The 25,856-nt window shown below is 34.2% G+C and carries 27 protein-coding genes and 4 pseudogenes; 29 read left to right on the top strand and 2 right to left on the bottom strand.

What is annotated here, in order from left to right; all coding sequences use genetic code 11:
* Positions 1-77: 77 nt before the first annotated feature.
* On the bottom strand, positions 78-419 hold the full coding sequence (locus ACZ430_RS05455; protein ID WP_281753282.1) for a hypothetical protein: 342 nt from the start codon (positions 417-419) through the stop codon (positions 78-80).
* Positions 420-854: 435 nt separating this feature from the next.
* Here ACZ430_RS05455 and ACZ430_RS05450 point away from each other — a divergent pair, with 435 nt between their 5' ends.
* From ACZ430_RS05450 to galE (ACZ430_RS05325), 26 genes and pseudogenes are all read left to right on the top strand, one after another.
* On the top strand, positions 855-1,436 hold the full coding sequence (locus ACZ430_RS05450; RefSeq protein WP_464910401.1) for a winged helix-turn-helix transcriptional regulator: 582 nt from the start codon (positions 855-857) through the stop codon (positions 1,434-1,436).
* On the top strand, positions 1,424-1,933 hold the full coding sequence (locus tag ACZ430_RS05445) for a UpxY family transcription antiterminator (protein ID WP_464910400.1): 510 nt from the start codon (positions 1,424-1,426) through the stop codon (positions 1,931-1,933). Before ACZ430_RS05450 ends, ACZ430_RS05445 begins: the two co-directional genes overlap by 13 nt.
* A gap of 112 nt (positions 1,934-2,045) precedes the next feature.
* The gene (gene galE / locus ACZ430_RS05440) at positions 2,046-3,017 is read left to right on the top strand and encodes a UDP-glucose 4-epimerase GalE (protein WP_464910769.1); all 972 of its coding nucleotides are present in this window, start codon (positions 2,046-2,048) and stop codon (positions 3,015-3,017) included.
* A 56-nt stretch (positions 3,018-3,073) separates the two neighbouring features.
* Positions 3,074-3,673 (top strand): annotated as a pseudogene (locus tag ACZ430_RS05435) (SDR family oxidoreductase).
* Between the two features lie 15 nt (positions 3,674-3,688).
* Positions 3,689-4,987, top strand: coding sequence for a flippase (locus tag ACZ430_RS05430; protein WP_464910399.1), 1,299 nt, complete (start codon positions 3,689-3,691; stop codon positions 4,985-4,987).
* Between the two features lie 175 nt (positions 4,988-5,162).
* Positions 5,163-5,810, top strand: a pseudogene (locus ACZ430_RS05425) (class I SAM-dependent methyltransferase); the annotation flags it as partial.
* Between the two features lie 183 nt (positions 5,811-5,993).
* Positions 5,994-7,142: a UDP-galactopyranose mutase gene (glf, locus tag ACZ430_RS05420; protein WP_464910398.1), complete on the top strand. Its 1,149-nt coding sequence runs from the start codon at positions 5,994-5,996 to the stop codon at positions 7,140-7,142.
* Entirely contained in the window at positions 7,139-8,095 is a 957-nt protein-coding gene (locus ACZ430_RS05415; protein ID WP_464910397.1) for a glycosyltransferase family 2 protein, read from the top strand. Before glf ends, ACZ430_RS05415 begins: the two co-directional genes overlap by 4 nt.
* Positions 8,096-8,105: 10 nt before the next feature.
* Entirely contained in the window at positions 8,106-9,194 is a 1,089-nt protein-coding gene (locus tag ACZ430_RS05410) for a hypothetical protein (protein ID WP_464910396.1), read from the top strand.
* A gap of 162 nt (positions 9,195-9,356) precedes the next feature.
* On the top strand, positions 9,357-10,241 hold the full coding sequence (rfbA, locus tag ACZ430_RS05405) for a glucose-1-phosphate thymidylyltransferase RfbA (RefSeq protein ID WP_464910395.1): 885 nt from the start codon (positions 9,357-9,359) through the stop codon (positions 10,239-10,241).
* Positions 10,238-10,807, top strand: coding sequence for a dTDP-4-dehydrorhamnose 3,5-epimerase (rfbC, locus tag ACZ430_RS05400; protein ID WP_464910394.1), 570 nt, complete (start codon positions 10,238-10,240; stop codon positions 10,805-10,807). The genes rfbA (ACZ430_RS05405) and rfbC overlap by 4 nt, the downstream gene beginning before the upstream one ends.
* A complete protein-coding gene (locus ACZ430_RS05395) occupies positions 10,801-11,037 on the top strand; it encodes a type II toxin-antitoxin system HicB family antitoxin (protein ID WP_464910393.1) in 237 nt (78 codons plus the stop codon). The genes rfbC and ACZ430_RS05395 overlap by 7 nt, the downstream gene beginning before the upstream one ends.
* Positions 11,034-11,237: a type II toxin-antitoxin system HicA family toxin gene (locus tag ACZ430_RS05390; protein ID WP_464910392.1), complete on the top strand. Its 204-nt coding sequence runs from the start codon at positions 11,034-11,036 to the stop codon at positions 11,235-11,237. Before ACZ430_RS05395 ends, ACZ430_RS05390 begins: the two co-directional genes overlap by 4 nt.
* Positions 11,238-11,293: 56 nt before the next feature.
* Positions 11,294-11,944: pseudogene (locus ACZ430_RS05385) on the top strand (dTDP-glucose 4,6-dehydratase); the annotation flags it as partial.
* On the top strand, positions 11,926-12,639 hold the full coding sequence (rfbD, locus tag ACZ430_RS05380) for a dTDP-4-dehydrorhamnose reductase (RefSeq protein ID WP_464910391.1): 714 nt from the start codon (positions 11,926-11,928) through the stop codon (positions 12,637-12,639). The pseudogene ACZ430_RS05385 and the gene rfbD, both read left to right, overlap by 19 nt.
* Complete coding sequence (locus ACZ430_RS05375) at positions 12,609-13,757, top strand: glycosyltransferase family 2 protein (RefSeq protein WP_464910390.1); 1,149 nt, start codon at positions 12,609-12,611, stop codon at positions 13,755-13,757. The genes rfbD and ACZ430_RS05375 overlap by 31 nt, the downstream gene beginning before the upstream one ends.
* Positions 13,750-14,943, top strand: a complete 1,194-nt coding sequence (locus ACZ430_RS05370; RefSeq protein WP_464910389.1) for a glycosyltransferase — start codon at positions 13,750-13,752, stop codon at positions 14,941-14,943. The genes ACZ430_RS05375 and ACZ430_RS05370 overlap by 8 nt, the downstream gene beginning before the upstream one ends.
* Complete coding sequence (locus tag ACZ430_RS05365; RefSeq protein WP_464910388.1) at positions 14,940-15,776, top strand: class I SAM-dependent methyltransferase; 837 nt, start codon at positions 14,940-14,942, stop codon at positions 15,774-15,776. The genes ACZ430_RS05370 and ACZ430_RS05365 overlap by 4 nt, the downstream gene beginning before the upstream one ends.
* A gap of 2 nt (positions 15,777-15,778) precedes the next feature.
* Positions 15,779-17,686, top strand: a complete 1,908-nt coding sequence (gene asnB, locus ACZ430_RS05360; RefSeq protein WP_464910387.1) for an asparagine synthase (glutamine-hydrolyzing) — start codon at positions 15,779-15,781, stop codon at positions 17,684-17,686.
* Positions 17,683-18,963 carry a hypothetical protein gene (locus ACZ430_RS05355; protein ID WP_464910386.1) on the top strand — a complete coding sequence of 427 codons (1,281 nt, stop codon included), beginning with the start codon at positions 17,683-17,685 and terminating at the stop codon, positions 18,961-18,963. The genes asnB and ACZ430_RS05355 overlap by 4 nt, the downstream gene beginning before the upstream one ends.
* The gene (locus ACZ430_RS05350; RefSeq protein WP_464910385.1) at positions 18,950-20,077 is read left to right on the top strand and encodes a glycosyltransferase family 4 protein; all 1,128 of its coding nucleotides are present in this window, start codon (positions 18,950-18,952) and stop codon (positions 20,075-20,077) included. Before ACZ430_RS05355 ends, ACZ430_RS05350 begins: the two co-directional genes overlap by 14 nt.
* 275 nt (positions 20,078-20,352) lie before the next feature.
* A complete protein-coding gene (locus tag ACZ430_RS05345) occupies positions 20,353-20,493 on the top strand; it encodes a hypothetical protein (RefSeq protein ID WP_464910384.1) in 141 nt (46 codons plus the stop codon).
* A gap of 163 nt (positions 20,494-20,656) precedes the next feature.
* Positions 20,657-21,151 (top strand): annotated as a pseudogene (locus ACZ430_RS05340) (sugar nucleotidyltransferase); the annotation flags it as partial.
* 95 nt (positions 21,152-21,246) lie between these two features.
* Positions 21,247-21,474, top strand: a complete 228-nt coding sequence (locus tag ACZ430_RS05335; RefSeq protein ID WP_464910383.1) for a type II toxin-antitoxin system HicB family antitoxin — start codon at positions 21,247-21,249, stop codon at positions 21,472-21,474.
* A gap of 75 nt (positions 21,475-21,549) precedes the next feature.
* A complete protein-coding gene (locus ACZ430_RS05330) occupies positions 21,550-21,678 on the top strand; it encodes a hypothetical protein (RefSeq protein WP_464910762.1) in 129 nt (42 codons plus the stop codon).
* Between the two features lie 147 nt (positions 21,679-21,825).
* The gene (gene galE, locus ACZ430_RS05325) at positions 21,826-22,806 is read left to right on the top strand and encodes a UDP-glucose 4-epimerase GalE (protein WP_464910761.1); all 981 of its coding nucleotides are present in this window, start codon (positions 21,826-21,828) and stop codon (positions 22,804-22,806) included.
* A 312-nt stretch (positions 22,807-23,118) separates the two neighbouring features.
* Here galE (ACZ430_RS05325) and ACZ430_RS05320 read toward each other — a convergent pair whose 3' ends face one another.
* Entirely contained in the window at positions 23,119-24,186 is a 1,068-nt protein-coding gene (locus ACZ430_RS05320; protein WP_059175984.1) for an MraY family glycosyltransferase, read from the bottom strand.
* A gap of 105 nt (positions 24,187-24,291) precedes the next feature.
* Between ACZ430_RS05320 and rfbA (ACZ430_RS05315) the strand changes: the two genes are divergently transcribed.
* The 3 genes from rfbA (ACZ430_RS05315) to ACZ430_RS05305 all read left to right on the top strand — a co-directional run bounded on the left by rfbA (ACZ430_RS05315) (position 24,292) and on the right by ACZ430_RS05305 (position 25,855).
* Complete coding sequence (gene rfbA / locus ACZ430_RS05315; RefSeq protein ID WP_464910768.1) at positions 24,292-25,167, top strand: glucose-1-phosphate thymidylyltransferase RfbA; 876 nt, start codon at positions 24,292-24,294, stop codon at positions 25,165-25,167.
* A gap of 62 nt (positions 25,168-25,229) precedes the next feature.
* The gene (locus ACZ430_RS05310) at positions 25,230-25,451 is read left to right on the top strand and encodes a DUF2281 domain-containing protein (protein ID WP_059175985.1); all 222 of its coding nucleotides are present in this window, start codon (positions 25,230-25,232) and stop codon (positions 25,449-25,451) included.
* Positions 25,448-25,855 (top strand): type II toxin-antitoxin system VapC family toxin, encoded by a 408-nt coding sequence (locus tag ACZ430_RS05305; protein WP_464910760.1) that lies wholly within the window; start codon positions 25,448-25,450, stop codon positions 25,853-25,855. The genes ACZ430_RS05310 and ACZ430_RS05305 overlap by 4 nt, the downstream gene beginning before the upstream one ends.
* The last annotated feature ends 1 nt before the right edge of the window (position 25,856 follow it).

Genomic DNA, 25,856 nt, shown 5'->3' with positions numbered 1-25,856 from the left:
GGGCTGTAGGGGTAACTCTACATACTTTTTTTGACAATGTAAGGAAAAATCATTTTGCTCTTTTTCTGTAGCCAACTTTATTCTGAAATTATTTGTTCATAAAATCCTGTTGGAGACTCACTGTTTTTAAAGATTACTGTAAAATCAAATATGAGTTCAGGAAATTTTTCCATTATCTGGTGTTCTATTTCGTAAATGGAAAATAACAGATTTTTTTCAGGTTTTTTAATAAATGTCCATATTGTAATTATATTTCCTTTTGGTTTGTAGGCTACTTTTATTACTTCAGGAAATCGAGCTACCTTTGATATGAACTCTATGATAGCATTTGTAACCCTGTCAGCTATATCCTGAGTTACAATGGGTGTTATTAGAGGATTTAACTTTTCTTTTTTTGATATAGGTGCTGATAATGACATTTTTAATACCTTTAGTTATATTTTGAAATATTTTACTCTATCAGTAAAGAAAAATCAACGGGTTGTAGCTGTATTGTGGATTCAATTTTGAAATGTCACATCTTTTTAATAATTTAAAATGTCACATCTCTGTTACAATCCCCCGTTGTGTTCTTAAAAACTTTTTACGAAGGGGGACTTTCCATGCCAGAAAAACTAATAGTTACGGAAGATAACATGAAAAGATACTTTACCCTTAGAGAGGTTCTACTAAAAAGTCTAACTTTTACAAACTGATCGCGTCCACTATTTGAGGGTTCAGTATAAGAGATTCTACACCTTTGCAAATTCCCTGTGTCCAGTATTTAAAGAGTTCAGTATAAACATTTTTATATTTTAACCACATAATCAAAGAATGCTTGACAATCAATTATTTTTAATGTTATTGTTTTAAATATGAACAAAACACATCTATCAGATGAAATATCAATGCGTATTCTTGAGCATATTCATGAAAACCCCACAATTACTCAGAGAGACCTTGCATCAAAGCTTGGCATAGCTCTTGGACTTACAAACTCATACATAAAAAGACTTTACAAGAAAGGCTGCATTAAGATTAAAAATCTTGATAACAAAAGAATAAAGTATATTCTCACACCAAAAGGGTTTATAGAAAAAGCACGCCTTACCTGTAATTACATGGCAAGGTCTTTTAATTATTTCAAAGAAATCAAACAAAAAATAGACCAGACATACAAAGCTATGATTGAATCAGGTGTAAAACGAGTTGTTCTATGGGGTAATGGAGAGCTTGCAGAGCTATGCATAATTTCATCAAGAGGGCTACCAATAAAAATTGCTGGAATAGTTAGTCTTAATGGAGACAAGAAAAAAATTTTTAACTACCGCGCTTACACAAAAGAGGAGATAAACAAAATAGATTTTGATGCAGTGCTTGTTGCAACCTTTGATGAAAAAGAGATCGCAGAAATAAATAATATTAAGACGAAGGTTTACTATTTATGGCAGAGTTAGGGCTTCAGTGGTATGCGATTTATGTGAAATCAAGACATGAGTTTAAGGTTTTAGAAAGGCTTAGAAAGTTAGGCATAGAGGCATTTCTTCCAGCAGTTGAAAGGCTAAGAAGATGGAAAGACAGGAAAAAGCTTGTCAAATTCCCGCTTTTCCCTGGTTATCTCTTTGTATACATTGAAAAAAGCTATGACTTAATGCTTAAGGTTTTAAAAACACCTGGTGTGGTAAATTTTATTAAAAACCTGCAAGGTGAACCAGCAACAGTGCCAGAGGAAGAGATTGAGCCTCTTAAAAAAGCAATAGAGAGCAAAAGACAAATAGATCCATATCCATACCTCAAAGAAGGACAGAGGGTACGGATAAAAAATGGTGCACTTCAGGGTGTTGTTGGCGTGCTTAAGAAAAAGGAAAAACAGCATTATTTAATTCTTTCAATACATATACTTCAGAGATCCGTAAGTGTTAAAATAGATGCCTCTGAAGTAGAACTGGCTTAATTTTTATCCTGCTCGGTTACATTTGCCTTTGTGCTAATGTAACTGAGGAGGCGGAGCATTGGGTAAAGATATGAAAATTTATGATGTGATAAAAACAGGGAGGAAGAACAACATGAAAGTCCTTGTTACAGGCGGAGCTGGTTATATTGGAAGTCATGTAGTTAAAATGCTTGGTGAAAGGGGATACAGTGTTCTTACCTATGACAATCTCTCCTATGGACATCGTGAAGCAGTGCTTTATGGTGAGCTTGTGGTGGCAGATTTATCAGACATACAAACCTTAAATCAGACATTCAAAGAATTTAAACCCGATGCAGTAATGCATTTTGCAGCCTATATAGTTGTGCCTGAATCAGTAAAAGATCCTGTTAAATACTACAAAAACAACTTCTGCAATACCCTTAACCTTGTGAATGCATGCCTTGAACATGGCGTGAAAAACTTTATATTCTCCTCCTCTGCAGCAGTATATGGCATACCTGAAAAATGCCCTGTAAATGAGGACGCTCCACTTAAGCCGATAAATCCCTATGGAGATTCTAAAGCAATGGTTGAAAGAATGCTAAACGAAGTGGCTCAGGTAAATGACTTCCGATATGTATCTCTTCGTTACTTCAATGTAGCAGGTGCTGATAGTTCTGGAAGACTGGGGCAGAGAAGAAAAGATGCCACGCATCTTATAACTGTTGCTGTAAAAACAGCACTTGGCAAAAGACCTTATCTTGAAATATACGGAACAGACTATCCCACAAAGGATGGCACATGTATAAGAGACTACATACATGTAGACGACCTTGCAGATGCTCATATACTGGTACTTGAATATCTCTTACAGGGAGGTAAAAGCGATATTTTTAATTGTGGATACGGGCATGGATATTCTGTAAGAGAAGTTGTTGAGGCAACAAAGAAGGTAACAGGCGTGGATTTCAAAGTAATAGAAACAGTACGCAGGGACGGAGACCCTCCCCAACTTGTAGCAGAAAGCACAAAACTGAAAAGCACACTTGGATGGCAACCAAGATACGATGACCTTAACTACATCATAAAAACAGCCTATGAATGGGAAAAGAAGCTTTTGTAGTGGTCAATGATTTATAGAAACTGTGCGATTTCTCTTTTTGCACCAAATAAAATAAAATTGGTGTTGCTAATTTAGCTTTTGCTCGCAGAGATATAGGAGCTTATTTAATTCATTATTCAAAGGATTATGTCTTTGATGGAACGAAACAGGGAGTGTATACTGAGGAAGACAAACCCAATCCAATAAACGAATATGTAAAAAGCAAGCTTTTTGGCGAACTTTTTATTCATGAGATACTTGATAAATACTTAATCTTCAGAACAAGCTGGGTTTATGGAAGAGGAAAGCAGAACTTCCTTTACAAGCTTGCGCAGTGGGCAAAAGAAAGGGATGTCTTGAAAATCGCAGTAGATGAGTTTTCCGTGCCAACTTCAACAAGAACCATAGTTGAAGTAACAATAAAGGCAATTGATGCAGGTCTTACCGGGCTATATCACTTTGTAAACTCGGGTTAAGCCTCACGTTACGATTGGGCAAAGGAGTATTTTAGGATAAAGGGCATAAACAAGCTTATACTTCCAGCCTATCAGGCGGACTTTAACCTGCCAGCAAAAAGACCGCGCTGGTCGGTGATGAGTAATGGTAAAATATGCAAAGAGTTGGGCGTGAAGATAAGAGAATGGAGAGAGGAGTTATTGTTCTTAATATCAAGGTAGGCTTTTTGGAGGACAGTGCCTTTGAAATCGGTTAGCCTTATGGAAAGGCTTTTTAATACAGAGGATAAAAAGCGGCTAATTTCTAATTTTATATCTTTGAGTTCTTTACAACTTGTAAATTATGTGTTACCTTTGATTACATTTCCTTATCTTGTAAGGGTTTTGGGGGTAGAAAAATTTGGACTTATTGCTTTTGCAACGGCTACCATTATGTATTTTCAGATTTTGACTGATTATGGTTTTAATTTGTCTGCAACAAGAGAGATATCTATTAATAGAGAAAATAAAGAGAAAGTTCAGGAAATTTTTAGTTCAGTTATGATTATAAAGTTTGGTTTGTTAATTTTAAGTTTTTTACTACTCTCTATATTAGTTTTCAGTTTTGATAAATTTAGAGAAGATTGGAAGGTTTATTTTTTGAGTTTTGGGATGGTGGTAGGACAGGTTTTGTTTCCGGTTTGGTTTTTTCAAGGAATGGAGAAGATGAAGTATATAACATTTTTAAATATTTTAGCAAAGAGTTTATTTACGATAGCAATATTTATCTTTGTAAATCAGCAGTCTGATTATTGGAAGGTTCCTTTGTTAAGTTCTATTGGTTTTATATTGGCTGGGGTTTTGAGTTTATGGATAATTTATCAGGATTGGAATATAAGATTTAAATTTGTTGGATTTGAAAATATATTGAGAGAGTTGAAAGAAGGATGGTATATTTTTATTTCTATGATAGCAATAAATTTGTATACTACAAGCAATACTTTTATTTTAGGATTATTTACAAACAACACGATTGTTGGATACTATTCTGCAGCAGAAAAGATAGTGAAAGCAATACAAGGCATATTAACACCTGTATCTCAAGCCGTGTATCCACATATTAGCAAACTTGCTAGCGAGTCAAAAGATAAAGCAATAAGATTTATTAGCAAGATAGTAAAAATTATTGGTGTTGGAACTTTTATTGCTTCTTTTTTACTTTTTGCATTTGCTGAACCAGTTATTAACATAATTTTAGGTAGCCAATATCAGCAATCAGTAATTGTTTTAAGAATTTTAGCATTTTTGCCTTTTATAATTGGGGTAGCCACTATATATGCAACTTTATTCTTACTTGGATTTGGATTTATAAAGGAATGGGCGAGGCTAATAATTAGTTGTAGCATATTGGATATAATTTTTGTATTGATATTTGTAGGCTTATTTGACTTAAAACATATTGGAGTAAGTATCAGCTGGTTATTGACGGAAATAAATGTTTTATTCCTAAGTTATATTAAATTCAAGAGAAAGGAGGGTTTGTTAAAATGCCAATAGGTAGCTATTATTTTTTAATTTCAAAAAACACAATTACTAAATTATTGATAAAATTTTTCGGTATACTAGATTTACATACGCATATTAGATTAAAACCTGTATTTTACTTCTTGAGAACACATCTAAATAAGTACAGGGAGACTGGATATGTAAATGTTTTTGAGGCTGTGGTTCAGGCATAAATGCCTTTGAACTTTATAAGCTGTGTAAAATTATAGGAATACAGTTAAATTACATTGGATGTGATATTTCTGATGATTCTATAAATACTGCTAATATAATTCTAAAAAAATTAAAAGCTGATGCCAAAATATTATTTTTCAAGGACGATGCTATTAATTTCTTAATAAAAAAAAATCACCTCAAATTTGATATAGTTCTTTTAATAGATGTGATAGAACATATTCAAAATCCAGAAGAACTATTAGCAAATTGTATTTCACACTTAAAACATGATGCAATTGTTATTGTATCTGTACCTACTCCATTATATCCAAAGTTTTTTGGTAGAAAATTTCACTACAGTATTGGACATTTAAGGGACGGTTATACTATTGAGGAACTCGATGAATTATTTAATAGTTGCGGTTTTGATAGATTAAATTTTGGTTATAATACAGGATTCCCTGCTAATATCGGCTGTTGGCTGTACTATAATAAACCCAATCTGAAAAATAAATATCTTAAATTTTTAAAGCATTTGATCTTACTTATATTCTTTAAGTTTTTTGATGTTTTAGGTGTGTCAGATATTTTTAATGGACCAAATTTAAGCTGTACATTATTTGCAGTTTATAAAAAACGTGGGAATAATGAAAAATAAAATTCTAATTCTTGGTTCAGGCATAACAGGTCTTTCTGCTGGATTGAAGAATGGTTGGTTTATCTACGAGGTGAATTCTATAAGTGATGGTGTTTGTGCATCTTATTATATTAGCTTATTTTGTTACTATTACCATGCTTTTATATTTGCAGAATACTGGAATAAAAATTTTGGAGGTCAAGAATGTTTAACTACATCATTGTAGGTTCAGGATTTGCAGGTTCTGTTATAGCGGAAAGGATTGCAAATGTTTTAAATCAAAAGGTGTTGATAATAGAAAAAAGAAATCATATTGGTGGTAATTGCTATGATTACAAAGATGAAAATAATATAATCGTTCATAAATACGGTCCGCACATTTTTCATACAGACTATAAAGAAGTTTTTGATTACTTGTCTAATTTTACAGACTGGATATTATACCATCATAAAGTTTTGGCTTTTATAGATGGTAAAAAAGTGCCTATACCTTTTAACTTTAACTCTATTGAAATGCTTTTTCCGAGTTTTCTTTCAAACAGGATTGTTGAAAAACTGCTAAAGAAATACAGCTACGGAGCAAAAATACCTATCCTTGAACTTAAAAAAGAAAGTGATGAAGATTTGAAGTTTTTAGCTGATTTTGTGTATGAAAAAGTGTTTAAAAATTACACGGCAAAACAATGGGGTCTAAAACCAGAGGAAATAAATCCTGAAGTTACTGCAAGAGTCCCTATCTTCATAGGAAGAGATAATAGATACTTTAATGATAGATACCAAGCTATACCAAACGAAGGATACTCCAGGATATTTGAGAGAATGTTAAATCACCCTAATATTAAAATTATGCTTAACACAGATTTTGGGGAAGTGTTACATGTAGATTTTCAAAGCAAAAAAATTTATTTTATGGGACAAGAGTTTAAAGGAAAACTAATATTTACAGGGATGATAGATGAACTTTTTGATTTTAAATATGGATATTTACCATATAGAAGTTTAGAGCTAAGTTTTGAGACTGTAGAGCAGGAATACTATCAAGAAGTTGCAGTTGTAAATTATCCAAACGACTACGATTTTACAAGAATAACAGAGTTTAAACATATACACCCAACCAAATCAGAAAAAACCACAATACTAAAAGAGTTTCCAAAAGCTTACAAAGCCAATATAGATATACCATATTATCCAGTTTTTGCAAAAGAAAACCAAGAGCTTTATAACAAATATAAGGAAGAAGCAGATAGATTTGAAAATCTTATACTTGTAGGCAGACTTGCAGAGTATAGATACTATGATATGGATGATGTGATAAAAAGATCTTTAGAAGTATTTGAAGAGAGTGTAAGATGAAAGATAGTGTTTGTGCTGTAGTTGTTACTTACAACAGGAAAGATTTGTTACTTGAATGTTTGGAAGCTTTAAAAAAACAAACAAGGCCCATACAAGGAATTTACCTAATAGACAATGCATCTACGGATAGGACTCCAGAATTACTTTTAGAAAAGAGGTATATAAAAGAGCTACCACCTGAGAATCTATCAGAAGCATGGGAGAAGGAATTTGATATAACGAATTTAACCAATGGAGAAATTATCAAATTGCATTATGTGAGAATGCATGAAAATACAGGCGGAGCAGGTGGTTTTTACGAAGGAGTCAAAAGAGCTTATGAGAAAGGATATGATTGGCTGTGGTTGATGGATGATGATACTATTCCTACTAATGAAGCATTAATTCATATGATAGAGAGGATTAATAACTTGAATAATGATTTAAGTATTGGTTTTGTTTGTAGTAAAGTTCTATGGATAGATAAAACACCTCACATTATGAACATTCCAGCCGTAAAGCCTTTAGTTAATGGTATTCCTTTTAATCTTTATGAAAATAAAGGTATTCTATTGGTAGAATCTGCATCTTTTGTGTCACTTTTACTCAACAAAAATGTTGTAAAAAAAATAGGGTTGCCAATAAAAGAGTTTTTTATTTGGGCGGATGATGTAGAATATACGTTAAGAATAGCAAAAAATGGATATTTGGGGGTGTATGTTAAAGATAGCGTAGTCTTCCATAAAACTAAAACGAACTATTCCGCAAGTGAAACATATGATTGGAGGTTTTATTATAATATTAGAAATTGGTTATGGATTTATAAACTACACTACAAGAAAAAATATCCTTTTTATTTGCTTATAAAACTTTTGTTAACAACTAAATTACCTCTAAAAATTTGGTATTTAAATATAAAGGCTTGTATAGATAGCTTTATTAAAACTCCAAAAGTTAAATCTTGTAGTGATTAGGGTGATCAATATGAGCATAAAAGTTTACTCAAATACAAAGTTTTTTATTGCATGCCCAGCAAACAATGCTACTGGTGGGCCAGAATTACTTCATCAATTATGTTACCATCTTATAAACGATTTGAATATAAAAGCTTTCATGTATTATTACAACTTTGATCCTAAAAAATTTAAAAGTCCAGTGCATCCTGAGTATGAATTTTACAATGTTCCTTATGTAGTAGAAATATCAGAAAAAGAAGATATTGAAGATAACATTCTAATTGTACCAGAAGTTTTGAGTGGTTTATCGTTATTGTCCAAATATAAAAACATTAGAAAAGGTGTCTGGTTTTTAAGTGTAGATAACTACTACTTTAGCAGAATAACAAAAAAAGATTTCTTTTTTAAAAGGGTTTTAAATAAAGTAATGACAATACTTAATAAACCACCATTATTTGATATATTTACAGAAGATAACTTGAAAAAACTCGCAAAAAAGTATGATTATAGATACGACAGTTTACTAAAAATATCAGAATTTTATATGACAAATTCCTACAGAGGTGTGGACTGGTTCAAAGAGTTAAAGCCATTATATTACCTTTCGGAGTATCTTAATCCTGAATTTTTAAAAACTCAAACGGATTTATCTAAAAAAGAAAACATAGTAGCATATAACCCTAAAAAAGGTTTTGCTTTTACTAAAAAAATAATCTCTTCAGCAAAAGATATAAAATTCGTTCCGTTAATTAACATGAGTAGAGAGGAAGTTATAAAAACACTCCAAAGAGCCAAAGTTTATATAGATTTTGGTAATCATCCAGGTAAGGATAGAATTCCAAGAGAAGCAGCAATACTCGGTTGTTGTGTTATTACAGGAAAGCGGGGTTCTGCTGCTTTTTTTGAAGATGTTCCCATACCTGATGAGTATAAATTTGATGACAAAAAAGAAAACATTCCTAAAATAATAGAAAAGATAAAAGACTGTTTTGAAAATTTTGAAGACAGATATAAAGACTTTGATTATTACAGACAGGTTATAAAAAGTGAGCCACAGAAGTTTTTAGAAGATTTAAAGAAAATTTTTGTGAAGGTAGATAAAGATGATAAGCCCTAAAGTTTATGTTATTCTTCTCAACTACAACGGTTATACCAATAAGATTGAATGTTTGAAAAGAATTCTTTGAAGTGATTATCCAAACTATCAGGTAATAGTAGTAGATAGCAACTCTATAAATAATTCCTAATGTATAATATTAATTTAACAGCGGAGGCTAAAATGAAAGCTATTATACTTACAGGAGGTTCAGGGACAAGGCTATATCCTGTAACCATTGCGATAAACAAGCACTTTCTACCTATATATAACAAACCCATGATTTATTATCCCTTGTCAATTACCATGTTGCTACATATAAGAGAAATAGCCCTTGTTGTGAACCCTTCAGACTTAGAGGTTTACAAAAAGCTGTTAGGTGACGGCTCCCACCTTGGAATAAGCCTTACCTATATAATTCAAAAAAAGCCTAATGGTCTTGCGGAAGGGCTTTTGCTTGCGGAGGAGTGGCTAAAAGGTCATAGTGTTTTTTATGCTCTTGGGGACAACATACTCTATGGTCACAATCTTGCGGAGGAGATAAAAAGCGCCAAAAAAGAAGTAGAAGAAAGAGGGGGAGCTTTTTGTTTTGGTTATGCAGTTCAAGACCCTCAGCGTTTTGGGATAGTTGAGTTTGACAAGGAGGGCAGAGTGCTTTCAATAGAAGAAAAGCCTAAAAATCCCAAGTCTAACTTTGCGGTAATGGGTTTTTACTTTTTTGATCAAAGGGCTACCGAGCTTGCAAAAAGAGTCAATCCATCACACAGAGGAGAATACGAGATAACTTCAGTTCTTGAAGAATACTTAAAAGAAGGTAGCCTTAAAGTGAAGCTCCTCGGAAGGGGCTTTGCCTGGTTTGATGCGGGCACTCATGATAGCTTCCTTGAGGCTGGAGAGTTTGTGGCAACCATTGAGAAGAAAACAGGGCTTATGATAGGTTGTGTTGAGGAAATTGCTTATAGAAATGGCTGGATTACAAAAGAAGAACTTCTTGAATTGGCAAAGCCGTTAAGAAAGACAGAATATGGAAAGTATTTGGAAAAGGTTGCTAAAGGGGAGATTTCATGAATTTTGAATTTATAAGGCTTGAAATTCCTGAGGTTATCTTGATTAAGCCAAGGGTTTTTGAAGATGATAGAGGATTCTTTATGGAAACTTATAAAACATCTACATTCAAAGAATTTGGGATAGATTATCCCTTTGTTCAAGACAATCACTCAAAATCAAAAAAGAGAGTTTTACGGGGGCTTCATTATCAGCTTGAGCCAAAAGCTCAGGGAAAGCTGATTAGATGCATAAAAGGAAAAATTTGGGATGTGGCAGTTGATATAAGAAAGGGCTCACCCACTTATGCAAAATGGGTAGCAATTGAGCTTTCAGAGGAAAATAAACATATGCTATGGATTCCACCTGGATTTGCCCATGGATTTGTAGCATTAGAGGATTCTGAGATAATTTATAAGTGCACTGAAGAGTATGCTCCAGAGCTTGATAGAGGCATAATATGGAACGACCCTGAAATAGGTATAAAATGGCCACTGTCCCAGCCAGTACTATCAAAAAAAGATGCAATTTTGCCAGAATTAAAAGAGGCAGAGAATAATTTTGTGTATAGGGAGGTAATAAAATGTTAGAAAATAAAAAAAATAAAAAAAGATTTATAGCCTATATTGAATGGGATCCTGAAACAAAACTATATGTTGGTATTATTCCAGGAATTCCTGGAGCTCATACTCAGGCAGAGACATTGGATGAGTTACGAGAAAATTTAAAAGAAGTATTGGAGTTGTGTTTGGAAGAATATAAGGAATTAAATGATTTACCTAAATTTATAGGAATTCAGGAAATAGAAGTTTCTGCATGACAAAGATTCCTGTTGTAGATGCAAAAACGATGGAAAAAGTCTTGTTTTATCTTGGCTTCCAGAAAATTAGACAAAGAGGTAGTCATGCATTTTATAAACATTTTGATGGAAGGACAACCACGATCCCTCATCATAAAGGTAAAGACTTAGCCATTCCTCTACTTAGAGAAATTTTAAAGAGAGATAAAGTTAAGCGTTGAAGAATTTATTGAAATATTAAACAAAATTTAATCGGTTTATGCGCAGGAGAGAATAAATGAGACTTCTCGTTACTGGTGGAGCAGGATTTATAGGAAGTGAGTTTGTGCGTCAGGCTGTAAAAAGAGGTTATGAGGTGGTTGTTGTTGATGCATTAACTTACGCAGGAGACCTTGAAAGACTTAAAGAACTAAAAGATAACATAAAGTTTTATCAGACTGATATATCTCAATATGAGCCATTAAAACAGGTTTTTGAAATACAGAAACCCCAGATTGTGATTCATTTTGCAGCGGAAAGCCATGTTGACAGAAGCATTCTTGAACCCAGCGTATTCATAAAAACCAATATTGAAGGCACATTGAATCTACTTGAACTATCAAAGCATTATAAAGTTCAAAGATTTATAAACATATCAACAGATGAAGTATATGGAGAGCTTGGATTAGAAGGCAAGTTTACAGAATTCTCACCCCTTTGTCCAAACTCACCCTATTCTGTAAGCAAAGCATCACAGGATATGCTTGCAAGGGCATACTCACGCACATATGGATTGCCTGTAATTACAGTAAGACCGAGCAATAACTATGGGCAATGGCAGTATCCTGAAAAGCTTATTCCTGTAACAATCATTAAAGCATTAAAAGATGAGCCTGTTCCAGTGTACGGGCAGGGTTTAAACATAAGAGAATGGCTTTATGTTTCAGAGTCATAAAAGAAACCAATGCAGATATTGTCATAAACTGCGCTGCCTATAATAATGTTGATGAAGCAGAAAAAGAGCCTCATCAGGCTTATAAAGTAAATGCACTGGGTGCTTATAATCTTTCAGTAGCATGTAGAGACAAAGGAATAAGGCTGATTCACTACTCCACTGATTATGTATTTGATGGAACGAAACAGGGAGTGTATACTGAGGAAGACAAGCTAAATCCAATAAATGAATATGGAAAAAGCAAACTTTTTGGCGAACTTTTTATTCAGGAGATACTTGATAAATACTTAATCTTCAGAACAAGCTGGGTTTACGGAAGAGGAAAGCAGAACTTCCTTTATAAGCTTGAACAATGGGCAAAAGAAAGGGATGTCTTGAAAATCGCAGTAGATGAATTTTCAGTGCAAACTTCAACAAGAACCATAGTTGAAGTAACAATGAAGGCAATTGATGCTGGACTCACAGGTCTTTATCATCTTGTAAACTCAGGCTATGCTTCTCGTTACGAATGGGCAAAGGAGTATTTTAGGATAAAGGGGATAAGTAAGCTCATACTTCCAGCCTATCAGGCTGACTTTAATTTGCCAGCAAGAAGACCACGCTGGTCGGTTATGAGTAATGATAAAATATGTAAAGAGTTGGGTGTGGAGGTAAGAGAGTGGAGAGAAGAGTTGAGGAGTGTGCAATGAAAGGCAATCCTATGATATCTATAATAACACCTACTTTTAATCACGAAAAATATATAGCTGAATGTATAGAGTCAGTATTGTGTCAAACCTATACTAATTGGGAAATGATAATTGTTGATGATTGCTCAACAGATAATACCGTAGACATTATAAAATCATATATAGATAAAGTTCCAAGAATAAAACTTATAAGACACGATTATAATTATGGACCTTTGGCTTTGGACAAAACTTATAACGAAGCTCTATCAATTGCTAAAGGAGAATGGATTGCAATTTTAGAAGGGGACGATGTCTGGCCACATTATAGATTGGAAAGGCAAATAAATATAATCAAACATTTACCAAAGGATGTGGTTTTACTTCATGGTAATGTAGGTTATATCCACGAAGATTTAGAAAAGGTAACATTACAAAGGTATAGAGTTTCACTTATTAAAACTGAACCTTTTAATCTTCCTTATGAGGCCTTTGATTACCTTATTTATGGTTATAACCCCATCTATTCGCAAACTGCTTTGATTAAGAAAGAGGCATTAGAAAAAGTAGGCGAATTTATTCAAGACCCAAAAGAAATACGATTAGTTGATTTCCCTACATGGCTAAGACTTTCAAAGGTAGGAAGGTTTTATAAGGATACTTATATACTTGGATTCTGGAGGAGGCACGGTAGTTCAATTACGATGAATAACCAAGATAAAATAGCTATAAATTATGAAACTGCAATAAAAAACTTTTTATCAAAGAACGGTATTCAGTTTAATAATGAATGTGTGGGTAAATTGCAATACTTTGGAGCCATCGTTCAAACTGCTATTAAAAAAGACTTTGAAAAAGCTAAAGTATTTTTAGATGAACTGTTATCTTGTGCTAAATCTGGAAAGCTACCTGTTAATAAGAGTTCAAAATTCAAACTTTTCATATATAAGATTATAATTACTACAAAACAGCCATGGATTTTAGAATATTTATATAAATTAAAAAGAACAAAATTAGATGTCGTAATAGGAACCTACGAACCTTTCTTCTTTAAAAAAGAAGAATTTGTTAAAAGATTGGATGAATACAATAAAAGATTAACTGAACCATTTGTTTCATCTGGAGGTAATGATGCTTAATTTTCCTCTAAATTCTCTTTCTGGTGGTGGTGCAGAAGGGGTTGCAGTGAATCTGTTTAAAGCCTTAAACTTCAAAAAAATTTTCCTTCTGGAAAAGGAAGTGAAGTATAAAATTCCAGAAGAAAAAATTGAATATCTCTCCAATCATACTACAAAAACAAGCTCTATTTACAAAACTTTCTCTATACCTATATATGCTTTAAGACTTTCAAAAAAGTTAAAGGCTCAAGATGTTGTTCTTTCTATGCTTGAAAGGGCAAATTATGTAAATATAGTTGCCTCCTTTTTGTCAAAGCATAAATCTGTAATTTCTATCCGTATGTCGCAAAGGTATGGAAGACCTTCTTGGCACCCTTATAATTTTTTTAATAAACTACTCTATCCTAAGGCAAACCTTATTATTACAGTTTCAAAATCTATAAAAGCCGAGCTTGAAAAGTTTTATGGACTGCCAGGGGAGAAAATAAAAGTAATCTATAATCCAGTCTATTTCAACGAAATACAGGAGAAAAAGGAAGCCTTATTAAATGAATATGAGCCGATATTTAATAATCCTGTTTTAATAACCGCGGGAAGGCTGACCAAGCCGAAAGGTCAATGGTATTTGATTAGAATCTTTAAGGCTTTGAAGAAAGATTTTCCAAACTTAAAGCTTGTAATACTTGGAGAAGGAGAGCTAAAAGGTTATCTTGTCAAACTCTCTCAAAACCTTGGGCTAAAAACCTTTGTATGGGACGAAGGCAGGCTTTCCGATGATTTTGACCTTTACTTGCTTGGCTTTCAGAAAAATCCATTCAAGTTTATAGCAAGGTCTAAGCTTTTTGTCTTTCCAAGCCTTTGGGAGGGCTTTCCTAATGCCTTTGTTGAGGCTATGGCGTGCGGGGTGACTGTAATTTCTTCTGATTGCAGGTCTGGTCCAAGGGAGATTCTTGCACCAGAGACAGACTTTGAAAAGCAGACCAAAGAGCCTGAGTTTGCAAGCTATGGAGTGCTTATGCCTACTTTTGAGCTAAAATATAAAGAAGCAAACGAGCCTCTTGAAGAGAGGGAGCTTATGTGGGTTGAGGTGGTAAGGAGGTTTTTGGAAAATGAGGAGTTGAGAAGGAGTTATGCTCAAAGGGCTGTAGAGAGGGCTAAGGAGTTGGATATAGAGAAAATCGTGGAAGAGTGGAGGGAAATTTTATGAAGATGTTTCGCTTTGGCAGAAACTGGAAGAATTATGTTTCAAAGATAGTAGATGATAAAGTGGTAGAAGAAGCAAAGTATAGTTTGTTAAAGTATTTATCAAAGGAAGATTATAAAGGCTCAACTTTTCTTGATGTAGGATATGGTTCAGGACTATTTTCTTTATCTGCTTATCTTCTTGAATGTAAAGAAGTAGTAAGTTTTGATATAGATAGAGAAAGCTTAGAAGCATTGGAAATTTTGGTAAATAGATTCAAAGATAAATATAAAATTGACCTAACTCGTTGGCGCTGGTTTCAGGGAAATATTTTGGATGATAACTTAGTTATTGAGCTTGAGAAAAGGGGATTTGATATTGTTTACTCTTGGGGGGTGTTGCATCACACAGGAAATATGTATAAAGCCATAGAAAATACTGCTAAACTTGTTAAAAAAGGTGGATACTTAATTATAGCAATATATAACCATGCTCCAAGCTCTCCCACTTGGTTTAAAATTAAAAAGTTCTACAATGAACATAAGTTAATACAGCCTTTACTTGAGTTGATATATGGAAGTTATGCCGTTTTAGGGTATGTATTTAGAAGAAAAACTCTTAATTTAAGAAAGGAAAGGGGTATGCATGTTTTTTATGATGCTGTAGATTGGATTGGAGGTTATCCGTATGAATTTGCCTGCTTTGATGAAATAAAGGCTTTTGTGGAAAATTTAGGTTTTGAACTTATTAAAGCTCCTACAAGATTGCCCTGTGGGAAAGACAAAAAAGCAGGTTTTTTAGGAAGTTTAAGGAAAGCAAATACTGGGTGTAACGAATTCATATTTAGGAAGCTTTGAAAATGTGCCGAATAGCAGGATTTTGGGACTTTAATTATAAGGGTGAATACTCTTTAGAAGAAGTTGCCATAAGCATGCGGGACTCTCTTGCCTATGGTGGTCCCGATGATGCAGGGGTATATCTTGAACCTTCCTATGGGCTTGCCCTTACCCACAGAAGGCTCTCCATTCTTGACCTCTCTCCCGCAGGACACCAGCCTATGGAATTTGAAAATTTTGTGATTACTTACAATGGGGAAGTTTATAACTTTAGAGAAATAAGGCAGGAGCTTGAAAAAGAGGGCTATAAATTTTTCTCCAACTCAGACACTGAAGTGATTCTTAAAGCCTTTCATAGATGGGGTTTTGAGGCGGTGCATCGCTTTAGGGGTATGTTTGCCTTTGCCCTCTGGGATAAAAAAGAGAAAAAACTTATACTTTGTAGAGACAGGATTGGGGTAAAGCCTCTTTATTATTACAATAAAGATGGTCTTTTTATGTTTGCTTCTGAGCTTAAAGCCTTTCATAAACACCCAAAGTTTCAAAAAGAGTTAAGCCCTTTGGCCCTTTCTTTGTTTCTTCAATATGGCTATATTACTTCCCCATATAGCATATTTGAAGACACCTACAAGCTTGAGCCTGGGCACTTTCTGATAGTTGATGATAAGGGCAAGCTCTTAAAGTTTGCCTATTGGAAGGTTGAGGATTATTTAAAAGAGGAAAAGCTAAAAGGCACAGAGGAAGAGCTTGCGAAAGAGCTTGAGAGTATTCTCACGGAAAGTTTTAAACTAAGGCTTGTTTCCGATGTGCCTGTTGGTCTTTTCCTTAGTGGTGGATTAGATAGCTCTACAGTCTGCGCCCTTTTGCAAAAGGAAAGCACGAAGCCTTTAAAGACCTTCACCATAGGCTTTTATGAGAAAGATTACAACGAGGCAGAGTATGCCAGAAGAATAGCCAACTATCTTAGCACAGACCACACAGAGCTATACTGCACTCCAAAGGAAGCCTACGAGATAATTCCAAACCTTCCTGAAATTTACGATGAGCCTTTTGGAGATTCTTCTGCCATACCCACCTATCTTGTCTCAAAGCTTGCCAAATCTCAGGTCAAGGTTTCTCTCTCTGCAGATGGAGGAGATGAGCAATTTTGTGGATATACCCAGTATAGAATAGTTGGCGGAAGAATAAAAAAACTTAATAAAATCCCTTTTCTTTCTGCCTTTGCCTTTGCATTAAACTTAATCAGTCCAGACCTTGCTTTAAGAGTTTATAAAAGGTTTTCCTTTATGCTTCCAAAGTGGACTAACTTCAGGGATAAATACATAAAACTTAGGAATGTTTTAAAGCACAGGGATATAAAGAGCCAATACGATGTGTCCAATAAATATTTTCTTGAAGAGGGCCTTTTAAACCTTGGTCTTAGTTCTTTTCTTGAAACTCAGACCTTTCGTCTTGATAATGTCCCTGTTGATGACTTAACATACATGATGTATTACGACCTTAAGACCTATCTTCCCGATGATATACTTGTTAAGGTTGATAGGGCTACCATGGCTGTTGCCCTTGAAGGAAGAGAGCCATTACTTGACCACAAGATAATTGAATTCACTTTAAGGCTTCCTGTGGAGTATAAATACAGGAATGGCAAGAGTAAATACCTATTGAGGAAAGTGCTTTACAAGTATGTTCCCAAAGAGTTTATTGAAAGACCAAAGATGGGGTTTGGAGTTCCCGTTTATGAGTGGTTTAAGACAGAGCTTAAAAAACTCTACTTGGAATACCTAAATCTCGAAAAGATAAAAAGAGAGGGGATTTTTAATTCCTTAGAGGTTGAGCGGTTGCTAAAGGGGTATTTTGAGGAAAAAGGAATCAATCATAACAAGCTTTGGCTTTTGTTTGTTTTTGAGCTTTGGAAAGAGAGATGGCTATGAGAAGAATTGCGTTGGTCTGGTTAGGATTTTTCTTTTATAGCCTGCTTGTTGGCATCTTAGTGCAAAAGGTTTTTCTTCCCTACCTTTTTCCAAGCGCTCACTGGGGACACGGTTTAATGGTAGGTGGAGATTGGATAGGTTTTTATCAAAATGCTCTAAAAGTTGTGGAAGACATTGAGGAAAAAGGATGGCTCGTATGGAGCCTAAAACCTTCTGTTGACGGTCAAATAATGACAGGGATAACCGCTTTATTTTTTGCTATAACAGGTATTCATGAACCTTGGATAATATTACCTTACAACGCTTTTCTTCACGCAAGTGCAGGAGTGGTATTAATCCTTATTTTAAAAGAGTTTTGTTTTGGTTTTAAGCAATCCTTGATTGCAAGCATTCCACTTGCGGTTTTTCCGTCTTCTCTTACATGGGTTTCACAAATACACAGAGATGGGCTTTATATCTTAGGTTTTCTTCTGTTTTTCTACTCTGTTGTGCTGGCTTTAAGAGATAACACAAAAAAACTCTTGCTGTCTTTGCCTATAGGCGCACTTGGAATACTACTAATTTACTTGGGAAGAGAACATATGATGATACCTATGAAGTATTTGAATTTTATATTATTTGTGTTATTATTGATTGTATTTCTTTACAAAATTCTCAAAACAAAATCAATCCCCCATAAAGTTGGTCATATAAATTTCATGTTCTTTTTAATGTTTGCTTTGCTGTCGCATGCTTTAGCTCCACAACCACAACCACAAACACAAACACAAACAAACTGGAAAAAAGAATGGTGGATACCTGAAAAGTTTGACAGGCTTCTTTACGAGCTTGCACGTACGAGGCATTATATCATTGAGCATGTCATGAAGGGAAGTGCTGGTGCTGTGGACTTAGATTTTATGCCTCAGAAGGCAAGCGATTTCATAGTATACACACCAAGGGCTTTACTTTTGGGCTTTTTTTCACCATTTCCAGATGTTTGGTTTACAAAAGGAGGCACTCCAGGAGGCACACTTGCACGCTATATTACTCCCTTTGAGACGCTTATAATCTGGTTTGGCTTTTTTACTTTTCCATTTTTTCTCTGGAAGTTTCGCAAACGATTGGATGTTTACCTCATAATCTTATCCTGCATTCTTTTTGTTTGGCTACATGTAATTTCTGAGCCCAATTTGGGTTCTATATACAGAAAAAGGTATGTTTTCGTCCATACTCTTATAGCATTGTCTTTTGCAAACTTACTCAGTCAAAAGAGAGATAAACTTGAGAAAGCTTAAGATTGTTCTATCGTCCAATACCTCTTTTTCTCTTTACAACTTCCGCCTTGGGCTTATGAGAAGACTTAAAAGTCTTGGATACGAAGTAATTGCAGTCGCTCCAAGAGATGAGTATACAGAAGAGCTTTTAAAGGAAGGGTTTGAATGCTTTGAGGTTAAAAATCTTTCCCGAAAGGGCAAAAACCCTCTTAAAGACTTAAAGCTTTTTTGGGAATATTTTCGGCTGTTTCAAAAAATTAAGCCAGACCTCGTTATAAATTACACCATTAAACCAAATATTTATGGAGGGTTTGCAGAAAGTGTTCTCGGAATCCCCTATATTAATGTGGTTACCGGACTTGGATATGTTTTTGTGAGGAGAGGGGGGTTGGCTCAACTGGTAAAATTTTTATATTGGCTTTCCTTCAGAAGAAGTAAATTTGTAATTTTTCTAAATCCAGAGGATAGAAAAGAGTTAAATGGAGTTGTGCCAGAAAGAAAGGTAGTTGAAATTCCTGGAGAAGGAGTAAATACAGAACATTTTTCACCTTCTCAGTGTAAGGAAATAGAAAAAGATAAATTCATCTTTCTTTTTGTTGGAAGATTTCTCAAAGATAAGGGGATTCTTGAAATCGTTTCAGCAGGAGAGATTCTTTATCAGAAAAGAAAAGATTTTGAAATCTGGCTTCTTGGCGGGTTGGATGAGGGAAATCCTAAATCTATTTCAACAGAAGAGCTTGAGAAAATTAAAAAACTGCCTTTTATTCAAGTTTTACCTTTTGCCAGGGATATAAGGCCTTTTTTGTGTAATTGTGATTGCGTTGTCTTGCCTTCTTATAGAGAAGGTCTGCCAAGAAGCCTTCTTGAAGCAATGGCTATGGAAAAACCTATTATTACAACCGATGCTCCAGGATGCAGGGAGGCTTGCTTGAATGGTATAAATGGTTTTCTTGTTAAACCAAAAGATGTTGAGAGTCTTTATAGAGCTATGCTTGAAATGTTTGAGCTTTCTCAAGAGGAGAGATTAAAAATGGGGAAAGAGGGAAGGAGGCTTGTTGAGGATAGATTTAGCGAGGAGATAGTAATAGAAAGGTATTTGAGTTTAATTAAAATGATTGGTTCATCTCATATTTAGTTGCAAAAAGAAAGCACCTTTTATGATTATATGATTAATAGAGAAATATTCAACATCATGGAAGCCATAAGCCTTAATTTACTAAATTTGAAAAATGCTTTAATGTTTATATTGGACATTGCAGAGTCTCCTATGAAAGAGTTTTTTGGATAAATTACTCTACCAAGCAGGACTCGTAATGTCCACTATTTTATTTAATCATTTGCAACTAAAGGGGAGATGAACCAAATTTTTAAACTTCTATCGGCAAATTTGGGTATAGTTGTGGTTCTCAATTGGGAACTGAAGTTGTGGATACACTGAAAGAAGTTCCTAAGAGAAAGTTGATTATTGCGGTATCAGCCATAAGCTCGCTTTTTGCAGGAGTTTTTCTTGCCTTTTTAGTTGAGTGGTGGAGCAAGGTTAAAAAAGGTTGAGAGACTCCTTGCTGCTACCCGTTTTAAGAATAAGCCTTTGGCGATTCAGTGTCCTTGGGTGATTCAACACCCTTCAGGTGATTCAAAGTTCAAGGTTCAAAGTTTAAAGTTAAAAGTTCAAAGTTTAAAAATTGGTTATAATATAAATAAAAACAAACAAGCGTATTTTGGTTATGATCTTTTAAAGATACTGAATGAGGCAAAGAGGGAAGTAGAAAAAAACAGCGGAGCATAGATATTTGGCTACTATGTATCAGACCCTCAAAGATTTGGAGTTGTTGAGTTTGATAAAGATGGCAGAGTAATCTCAATTGAGGAAAAGCCAAAGAAACCAAAATTAAACTATGCAGTGGTAGGAATGTATTTCTATGATAATGAGGCAGTTAAAATAGCAAAGAACATAAAGCCATCACTAAGAGGAGAGCTTGAGATAACAATCGCAAATAAGGAGTATCTTAAAAGAGGAAGACTTAAAGTGAAACTTCTTGGAAGAGGATTCGCCTGGTTTGATGCAGGAACCCATGATAGTTTTCTTGAAGTTGGAGAGTTTGTGGCAACCATTGAGAAGAAAACAGGGCTTATGATAGGTTGCATAGAGGAGATAGCATACAGAAATGGCTGGATTACAAGAGAAGAACTTCTTGAATTGGCAAATTGAGCCAAAAGCTCAGGGAAAGCTTATTAGATGCATAAAAGGAAGATTGCCAGAATTAAAAGAGGTAGAGAATAATTTTGTTTATATGAGGTAATAAAGTGTTAGAAAATAAAAAAAGATTTATAGCCTATATTGAATGGGATCCTGAAACAAAACTATATGTTGGTATTATTCCAGGAATTCCTGGAGCTCATACTCAGGCAGATATATTGGATGAGTTACGAGAAAATTTAAAAGAAGTATTGGAGTTGTGTTTGGAAGAATATAAGGAATTAAATGATTTACCTAAATTTATAGGAATTCAGGAAATAGAAGTTTCTGCATGACAAAGATTCCTGTTGTAGAGGCAAAAACGATGGAAAAAGTCTTGTTTTAGACCAGGGCATGACTTTAGATACTCAATGGATACTACAAAAATTGAGAGAGAGCTTGGCTGGAAGGCAAAGACAGGCTTTGAAGAAGGATTAAGTAAGACAGTTCAGTGGTATATTGAAAATATTAACTGGGTTGAAAAGAGATGGAGTATCTGAAAGAATATTGGGAAAAGGTTTATAAGGGTTGAGCGACTTATGTTAAAATTTTTAAAGACTTTAGAAAGACTATATGTAGTGGGAAAAGATAGTTGATGATATTATGATAAGACTCCACAGGTTAGAAGACAAAGTATTTGATTAAGAATGCGAAGAAAAATTATTATCACTGGTGGAGCTGGATATATTGGAAGTCACTGTGTTAAAAGGCTTGGTGAGCTGGGATACGAAATTCTGACAATTGACAATCTCTCAAGTGGAAACAGATGGGCTGTGCTTTATGGAAAACTTGAGGTTGTTGACCTTGCTGATACTTCTCGCATAGAGCAAATTATTAAGGATTTCAGACCTGATGCAGTAATTCATTTTGCCGCATCAATTGTTGTTCCTGAGAGCGTTCAGAATCCTGCTAAGTACTACAAAAACAATACTGAAAACACACTAAATCTTTTAAAAATTCTTGTTGAAAACAATATAGATAAATTCATTTTCTCATCCACTGCAGCTGTATATGGTATTCCTGAAATTGTGCCTGTAAGTGAGAATTCTCAGCTTATACCAATTAATCCATATGGAAGGTCAAAGATGATGTCAGAGATGATACTCAAGGATTTTTCCTTAGCATATGGTTTAAGATACATCTCTTTAAGATACTTTAATGTGGCTGGTGCAGATCCGGGAGGAAAGATTGGACAGGCATATAAAGAATCAACCCATCTTATAACAAGAGCTCTAAAGTGTGCAAAAGGTGATTTTCCTCATCTTGAGATTTACGGCACAGACTATCCCACCCGTGATGGAACATGTGTAAGAGACTACATTCATGTAACTGACCTTGTTGATGCTCACATTGTTGCTCTTGAATGGCTTTTTCAGGGTGGTGAAAGTGAAGTCTTTAACTGTGGTTACGGTCATGGATACTCAGTAAAAGAGGTCATAGAAGTAGCAAAGAAGGTTACAGGTATAGATTTTAAAGTTATTGAAACTGAAAGAAGACCTGGAGACCCACCTGAGCTTGTTGCTGACTGTAGCAAGATAAAGTCAAAGTTAAACTGGACGCCCAAATATGACGACCTTGAATTTATAATCAAGACTGCATGGGATTGGGAGAAAACATTGAAAAATTAACTTCTTTCAAGTTTCAGGTATGGTGCCACCCTGGGTGCTTTTCTCAGTGCCCTCCGTAATAATACACCTTCTTTTCATACCCTAACCCTCAAAGATTTTCTCTCCTCTTTTAAGGTTAGTTTATCTATGTGACATTTTAAAATAGTAACCACAGGAGAAAAACGTGGGCAAGGATAAAGGGAATAAACAAGCTAATCTATCCAGCTTATAGGGAAAGCTTTAATCTTCTTGCAATCTGAAAGAATAAAAAGCTCTAAGTAGTATAACATTTGTACAAAAATTTGCCATTTTCCAGGATAAAATCAGGATGTATTAAAACCTTAAAATTTTCGGTGTTTTAAATTTTACAATTTTGAAGTACAACCATACATAAAACAATGCAAAGGCAATGCAGAATCCTATAAGAACTGTTGTATTTCTCCAGAACAAAACTGCAGGAATCGTACACAATATCTGAACTATCCACAAATAAGGCGAGGTCAGTGAATTCCTGAGCCTTTTTTTTATTTTTCTGAATTTTGGTCTTACAATTCTCTTATATATCAGCATATGTAGATGAATAGAATCTGGCTTAAAGGGGCTTAACCCTCGAGCATATTTTTTTCTCCATATTGAAAAGACGGTTTCCCATATAGGATATATAAGCAATAAAAATGGAAACCATGCTGAGACCTGTGTATGATATTTAACAAGTAAAATGCCATTTAAGCCTGCAAGAAATCCCAGTGTATAAGCTCCTCCATCACCCAGAAATATTTTGCCAAAAGGATAGTTCCACAGAAAAAATCCCATCAAAGAGGCAAAAATACAGAGATTAAGATAGAGAAGGAAACTATCACCAACTAAAAAAGATACATATGCGTATGATAAAAAAACAATAATGCTTACGCCTGATGCAAGACCATTGAATCCGTCTATTATGTTTATTGCATTTGAAACTCCTGCCAGTGCAAAGGATGTAAAAAGCAGTGAAAATATGAAAGACGACTTGAGGACATCATCAAAATAAGGGATATCAACTCTTAATAGATTTGCATCAAGCAGAAAACATGCTAAAATGCCAGATAAGAATGCAGATAAAAGCCTGATTTTTGAACTCACTTTTTTTGTTATATCCTCAATAAATCCTCCTGAAAACACAGGCACACATGAGATAATTACGAGAATAAATTTATCAGAAAAATCTTTACCTGCAATAAAAAATGCGATACCAGCAAAAATAAGAGATAGAAATATTGCAAGTCCACCTGTTCTTGGAGCATGCCAGCTATGAAACTTCTGAACTCCGCTAAGACTGTCAAGATGGCTTTTGTGTTTTAGTTTTACGAGAAATAAACATAAAAGGAATGATGAAATAAAGGCAATAAGAAGATATGGCATAATTCCTCCGAAATCGCCTGATTTTTCTATAATACCATAAATTTGTGATATCATATATTATTCATTTGCTGGGAATGTAATAAAATGTCTCAGGTAAAACAAACAATGAAAGCCATAGTCTTAGCAGGTGGTAGTGGGACGAGACTTTATCCTGTTACGCAAGTCGTGAATAAACACTTTTTACCTGTTTATAACAAGCCTATGATTTACTACCCTTTATCTATAGTAATGCTTTTAGGCATCAGAGATGTCATATTTGTAGTCAATCATCAGGATTTGGAGAGTTTTAAAAACCACTTTGGAGATGGCTCAAAGCTTGGAATGAATATAAACTATGTTGTTCAGCAAAAGCCAAATGGACTAGCAGAAGGACTGATTCTTGCAGAGGATTACATAAAAGACCATTCAGTATGCTATGTTCTTGGTGATAACATCTTTTTTGGGCATGATATAATTAAAATCATGAAACAGGCAAAAGAAGAAATAGAAAAAGAAGGCGGAGCTTATGTTTTTGGGTATTATGTAAAGGACCCAGAAAGATTTGGAGTTGTAGAGTTTGATGAAAATGGAAATGTTATCTCTTTGGAAGAAAAACCAAAACACCCAAAATCAAACTATGCAGTTGTAGGAATATACTTTTATGATAAAGAGGCAGTAAACATAGCAAAGAAAGTAAAACCATCTCATAGAGGAGAATTAGAGATAACCTCTGTAAATGAAGAGTACTTAAAGAGAAAAAGACTAAAAGTAAAGCTTCTTGGAAGAGGCTTTGCATGGTTTGATGCAGGCACACACGACAGCTTCCTTGAAGCAGGAGAATTCGTAGCAACCATAGAGAAGAAAACAGGTCTTATGATTGGCTGTATAGAAGAGATAGCATACAGAAACGGCTGGATAACAAAAGAGCAACTTTTAGAACTTGCTAAACCACTCAAAAAGACAGAGTATGGCAAATACTTGTTAGAAATAGTACGAGAGTAGAATCACAAGAGTAGAATAAATTATATTATTATTAATTAAAAACCAAAAATTGGAGTCAAATAATGGAAACTGTCCGAGATGAAGAATTATTAAAATTAATAGAGAGCTTACCAGATAATATGAAAAGAGAGGTTAAAGATTTTGTAGAGTACTTATTATATAAATCTTCTAAAAAAGAACGAAAATTAAGTTTAAATTGGAAAGGTGGATTATCTGAGTATAAGGATAAATATACTTCCATTGAACTTCAAAAAAAAGCTTTAGAGTGGAGAACATATCTTTGATTAAATACTTAGTTGACACTAATATATGGCTAGAAATTTTACTTGACCAAGAAAAATGCGAAGAAGCTTCAAAATTTTTAAAAATTGTAGATTCAAATTTAATTGCTGTTTCAGATTTTTCCTTACATTCTATTTTACTAATACTTACCAAGTTTAAAAAATTTAATGAAGCAAATTTATTTTTGGAAGATTTAATAAATTCCAATGTTATGATTTTATCTATTGTTCCTAATGATATAAAAGAATTAATTAACACTATAAAGCAGTATAATTTAGACTTCGATGATGCCTATCAGTATTTCCTTGTTAAAAAATATAATTTAACACTAGTAAGCTTTGACAAAGATTTTGATAAAACAGATATTTATAGGAAAACACCAGAAGAACTAATTATAAAAGATTGAA

The organism is Thermodesulfovibrio sp. TK500a (genome assembly GCF_055381765.1).
The sequence above is the reverse complement of the archived record's forward strand: the minus strand, read 5'-3'. Positions and strand labels throughout refer to the sequence as shown.